This window comes from Ruminococcus sp., from assembly GCF_017650195.1.
GTDB lineage: Bacteria > Bacillota > Clostridia > Oscillospirales > Ruminococcaceae > Ruminococcus.
This window is the reverse complement of record NZ_JAGCFH010000103.1, coordinates 1-5,144: the sequence shown is the minus strand read 5'-3', so window position 1 is coordinate 5,144 and position 5,144 is coordinate 1. Positions and strand designations below refer to the sequence as shown.

The window sequence follows — 5,144 nt, the reverse complement described above, 5'->3', positions numbered from 1 at the left end:
TGTATACGTTGTTCTGTTCGGAGGTCTATAGAGCTTGTAGCTTCATCAAGTATAAGCATAGGTGGAGACATGAGCATTATCCTTGCAATGCATATAAGCTGCTTCTGCCCATGTGAAAGTCCACTATCTTCGCTGATCACTGTATCATAGCCTTTAGGCAGCCTTTTTATAAAGCCATGAGCATATACTGCTTTTGCAGCTTGAATTACCTGTTCCCTTGTAGCCTCTGGCACGCCGTAAGCAATATTTTCTGCTACAGTTCCAGTGAATATCCATGTTTCCTGCAATACCATGCCAAAGCTGCTCCTTAGGCTGGTTCGCGTAATATCTGAAATATCCATTCCCGATATTTCTATCCTTCCGCTGTCAATATCATAAAACCGAAGAAGAAGATTTATGATTGTTGATTTTCCACAACCTGTCGGGCCTACGATCGCTATACGTTGACCCGGCTTTACATCAAGGCTGAAATCCTGTATAAGTTTAATTTTGGGATCATATGAAAAAAATACGTTTGCAAGCTTTATGCTTCCGTCACAGGAATTAAGCACTTCCTTGTCTGAATCATCACGTATCTCCTCCTCGTCAAGCACAGAAAAGACTCTCTGAGCCGAGGCAACTGCATTCTGTAATTCGGCGATAACGCCTGATATCTCATTGAAAGGCTTTGTATACTGATTAGAATATGCAAGGAAACTCGAAAGCTTACCTACGGTCATAGCGCTCACAAATGAAAATCCGCCGATAACTCCAAGAGCCCCAAGCATACCGACAGCTGCATATATTATACCATTTACAAATCTTGTTGTAGGATTGGTCATGGAACTGAAAAAGGTTGCTTTCGCACCTATCTTTCCGTAAGCCTGATTTACTGCATCAAAACGTTCTTCTGCGCGCTTATCGTATACAAAAGCTTTTACGAGCTTCTGATTGCCTGTTAGTTCTTCAGCAAGTCCAAACATATCACCGCGAAGCCTGGACTGTTTCATATATGACTCATGGGTAGCCTTTGTTATCCTTGATGCGGCAACAAAAGAAAGAGGCGTTAGAATAACGACAATAACAGCTATTCTGAAATTGATAGTCATCATAAAGATTAGCGTACCAATAATTGTGATAATTCCGCTGAAAAGCTGTGCAAAACCTTGCAAAAGACCGTCTGATATTATCTCTGTATCATTGATGACGCGACTTGTAAGCTCACCTTTTGTATGACTGTCGATATATCTCAGCGGAACCCTCTCTAGCCTATTGAAAATATCATTCCTAAGGTCGCGGATAGTAAGAAAAGCCAATTTATTGGTACAAAGACACATCATCCATTGGAAAAGCGTACTTGCAGCAACGATTGAGCCAAGTGCTGTTACTATTTTGAATAGGCTTGGAAAATCTACTTTTCCAGCACCTATACAACAGTCTATAGCCTCGCCTATGAAAACAGGTACTGCTAATGAAAGAGATACTCCAACAGCTGCAAAAACCACTCCCATTATGCTATATTTAATGTAGGGACGAGCATACTGTAAAACTCTTTTAAGTATTTTAACCATTGGCCGTCCCTTCTTTCTGATTCATCTGCGATAAGTATATTTCACTGTAAACCTCACAGTTTTCAATCAGCTCTTCGTGTTTTCCTATGCCCACTGCTTCTCCATCGTCCATAACTATTATTTTATCAGCATCTTTTAGAGAGGTAGTGCGTTGAGAGATCATAATTATCGTAGTATTGGGAAGTTCTGTGCGTAGTGATTGTCTGAATGCAAGATCTGTTTTGTAGTCAAGTGCGCTTGTAGAATCGTCCAGAATAACTATATCAGGTTCGCCGACAAGCGCCCGAGCAATAGTTATACGCTGCTTCTGACCGCCCGAAAAGTTCTTTCCACCCTGTGATATTATCGTGTCAAGTCCGTCCGGCATCTGACTGACGAATTCCCATGCCTGCGCTGTTTTAAGCGCTGAAACTATTTCTTCATCTGTTGCGTTAGCCTTTTGCCACTGCATATTCTGACGAATAGTACCAGTAAATAACACAGCCTTCTGCGGAACCGTTCCTATCCTTTTCCTGAGTAACTCTGGCGCTATATTATTAACGTCAACGCCCGAGACCGAAACATTCCCCTCTGATGCCCTGTAAAAACAGGGTATCAGATTGGCGAGCGTTGTTTTACCGCAGCCTGTTCCGCCTATTATTCCGAGCATTTCGCCACGTTTAACTGTAAAGCTTACATTTTTGATTGAATAATCACCAGCGTCCTCGTAAGCAAAGGAAACATTCTTGAATTCTATGAAATTTTCGCATGAATTACCAAGAACGGAAATTTCACCTCTTTCTTCAGGTGCAAGAGCGAAAACTTCGCTAATACGGTTCGCAGATGCAAACGCTTTTGTGAAAATCACAATAAGATTTGCAAGAACTACCAATGCAAGAAGTATCTGCGTCATATAGTTCGTAAATGCGGTAAGCTCTCCCTGTGTAAGACCACCTGTATCAATCCTTTTGCCGCCGAACCATATTACGGCCACTATTCCAAGGTTCATGACCATAAAAGCAACAGGATTGAGTACTGCTGATATTTTTCCGACAGCAATTGAACATGATGATATATCGTCCGAAGCATCTTTGAATTTATTGATCTCTTCCTGCTGGCGCGAAAAAGCTCTTATAACTCTTGCGCCTTCAAGTCCTTCTCGTGTAAGCGTTGAGGCACGATCAAGATATTGCTTATTTTTCTTATACATAGGAATCGTTTTCCTCATAATAAGAAATATTACAGCAGATATGATAGGAGCTACGATAAAGAATATAACCGAAAGCTTCATGTCTATCGTTACAGCCATAACAGCAGCTCCAATAACAAGAAAAGGAGCCCTGACAGCAAGTCTGATAAACATATTAACACCGTTCTGTACGGTATTTGTATCGTTCGTAAGCCTGTTAACAAGAGATGAAGTACCTATCTTATCAATACTGCTGCAAGACAGCGAATTTATATGCTTGAAAAGTGCTGTTCTTAGTTCTGTTCCAAATCCATAAGCACATTTTGCAGCAAGATATTGACAGGTCAGAGCAAAGCACAGACCACATACTCCGAGCAAAACAATCAGTCCGCTCATTTTTATTACATAGCTTGAATTTCTGCTGCCTATACCGTTATCAATTATCTTAGCCATTACAATAGGTACGATCAATTCAAAAATGGCTTCAAGAAGCTTGAAAAACGGACCGAAAATAAGCTCCTTTTTGTAATTTTTCAATAATTTTAGTAGATTTTTCATTTTCTGATTCATCACCCGAATGTTTAATATACACAACGACACTCCCGTAACTTCGGAAGTGTCGCTTGTAATCATATTTCTACGCCGTTAGCTTTGAGAAGCTCTCTTGCAGTTTCAACAGAATCCACTCCTGTGGCATTTTTGACAGGTGCAAATTCTTTTTCACGCACGACCTCATAAGCTAGACAGCTATCCTGCAAATGCACCATATCAAGAACAAGCGTTTCAAATTTATGTCCGTTCGGAGAAGTCGGAATGATATAATCTCCGTTTTCATTCATAAATGGTATTTTCTTGTCCACAACATGAACCGGAAGCTTTTTATCGCATATTTCTTCAAGCTTGTTCACATTGAAAAGATAATTGAGTATAACACCATACTTATATGCAAGTTCGCCGTTTTCGTCAATAAGAGTCCTCATTTCATCGGTCATCTCATAGTATTCAACGATAGATGGCTTTCCGTCTTCAAGGCAAAGTACGCCAACTTTTTCTTCAGGAGCAGCCTTGCTTACAACCTTACTGCCTGACTGAAATCCTGATTTTATTACAGCGCCTAAAAATCCAGGATCCGCAATGCGCTGAAGCACATTATCCACTGCAAAAACATTAATCCATTCTACGCCTTTTTTCTTAATATCTTCTAGTAGACCAGCTCTTACGAGAGATGAGAACCAACCGCCGTTTCCGTTAGGTGAAACGGATATCCTTGATTTGCTTTCCATCAATATCCTGCCGTCAAAGTCAACGGAAGGTGCCATATCCTGTATAAAAAAATGGATATAATCAGAATCATAGCCAAAATAGTTCTTTTCTGCAAAGAAATCCATAGTATCCTTATTGTTTTTCTCACTGGTCATGATGTAGAGAGGGATCCATGTACCTGCAAGTTCAACAACATCCATAAGGTTAATTATAAGGCACTCAAATATGTAAAGTTCTTTGTCAACGCCTATATTGAACATTCCCTTCGGCTTGTCAAAACCAAGCCTTGTGCCCTGTCCGCCAGCAAGAAGTACAGCAGCCGCCTTACCTGCTTTTATAGCTTCAACACCGGTTCGGATATACTCCTTGCTGTTTGATGCGATATCACCAATAGTAACGGCACCGAGAGGTGCAAATGTGCCGCGTATATCTGCAATATTTTTTCCACCATTAAGGTTTTCAAGCACGGAAAAATCTATGAGCTCTATTTGCTTCAAAAGCTCATTTTTTTCCTCATCGCTCAGTTCATCATAATATTGAAGCAGATGTTCTTGTCTGTATTTCGTAATAATACTCATTGCTTTTTCACGATTAATCATAAACTCCTCCTTTAAAATCGGTATATTCCGATTATATTTTATACATTATAACATAAATAGTTTAATAAGTCAATCGAATCAATATGTGAACCTCTATATCCAAAATACTATTATTAACTATTCCTCAAACTATTGTAAAAAAATAAAAATAATTAAACAAAAAATATTTACACTTGACATTACTTCCCATTTGTAGTATAATATTATTGCTGTCGAGGTGTGGCTCAGTTTGGTAGAGTACTACGTTCGGGACGTAGGGGCCGCAGGTTCAAATCCTGTCACCTCGACCAGAAACGGCGGTATATCGTCAATATACGATATACCGTTTTTTAAGCCGCTGTGGTGGAATTGGCAGACACAAGGGACTTAAAATCCCTCGGTAGCAATATCGTACCGGTTCAAGTCCGGTCAGCGGCATTCAAAACGCAGGTTTTCTAACAGAAAGCCTGCGTTTTTCTTATATGTTACTTGCATAATGACATTAAATAATAAAAACCTGTTTTCGAAGTAATTTTTAAAATACTATTGACTTTATTAATATAATATAGTATAATAAATCTCGGC

Annotated in this window: 3 protein-coding genes and 2 tRNA genes; 2 read left to right on the top strand and 3 right to left on the bottom strand. The window is 39.6% G+C overall.

Annotated features, from left to right (window positions below; translation table 11 throughout):
- From J6U00_RS04980 to J6U00_RS04970, 3 genes are all read right to left on the bottom strand, one after another.
- Nucleotides 1–1,550 (bottom strand): ABC transporter ATP-binding protein (locus tag J6U00_RS04980; protein ID WP_296579715.1); only part of this gene is annotated, 1,550 nt, incomplete at its 3' end.
- Nucleotides 1,543–3,276 carry an ABC transporter ATP-binding protein gene (locus tag J6U00_RS04975; RefSeq protein WP_296579712.1) on the bottom strand — a complete coding sequence of 578 codons (1,734 nt, stop codon included), beginning with the start codon at nucleotides 3,274–3,276 and terminating at the stop codon, nucleotides 1,543–1,545. The genes J6U00_RS04975 and J6U00_RS04980, both read right to left, overlap by 8 nt.
- Before the next feature lie 71 nt (nucleotides 3,277–3,347).
- Complete coding sequence (locus J6U00_RS04970; RefSeq protein ID WP_296579708.1) at nucleotides 3,348–4,580, bottom strand: UDPGP type 1 family protein; 1,233 nt, start codon at nucleotides 4,578–4,580, stop codon at nucleotides 3,348–3,350.
- Between the two features lie 213 nt (nucleotides 4,581–4,793).
- Here J6U00_RS04970 and J6U00_RS04965 point away from each other — a divergent pair.
- Both J6U00_RS04965 and J6U00_RS04960 read left to right on the top strand, forming a co-directional pair.
- Nucleotides 4,794–4,870 (top strand) — tRNA-Pro (locus J6U00_RS04965).
- Between the two features lie 43 nt (nucleotides 4,871–4,913).
- Nucleotides 4,914–4,997: transfer RNA gene (locus tag J6U00_RS04960), tRNA-Leu, on the top strand.
- Nucleotides 4,998–5,144: the final 147 nt, after the last annotated feature.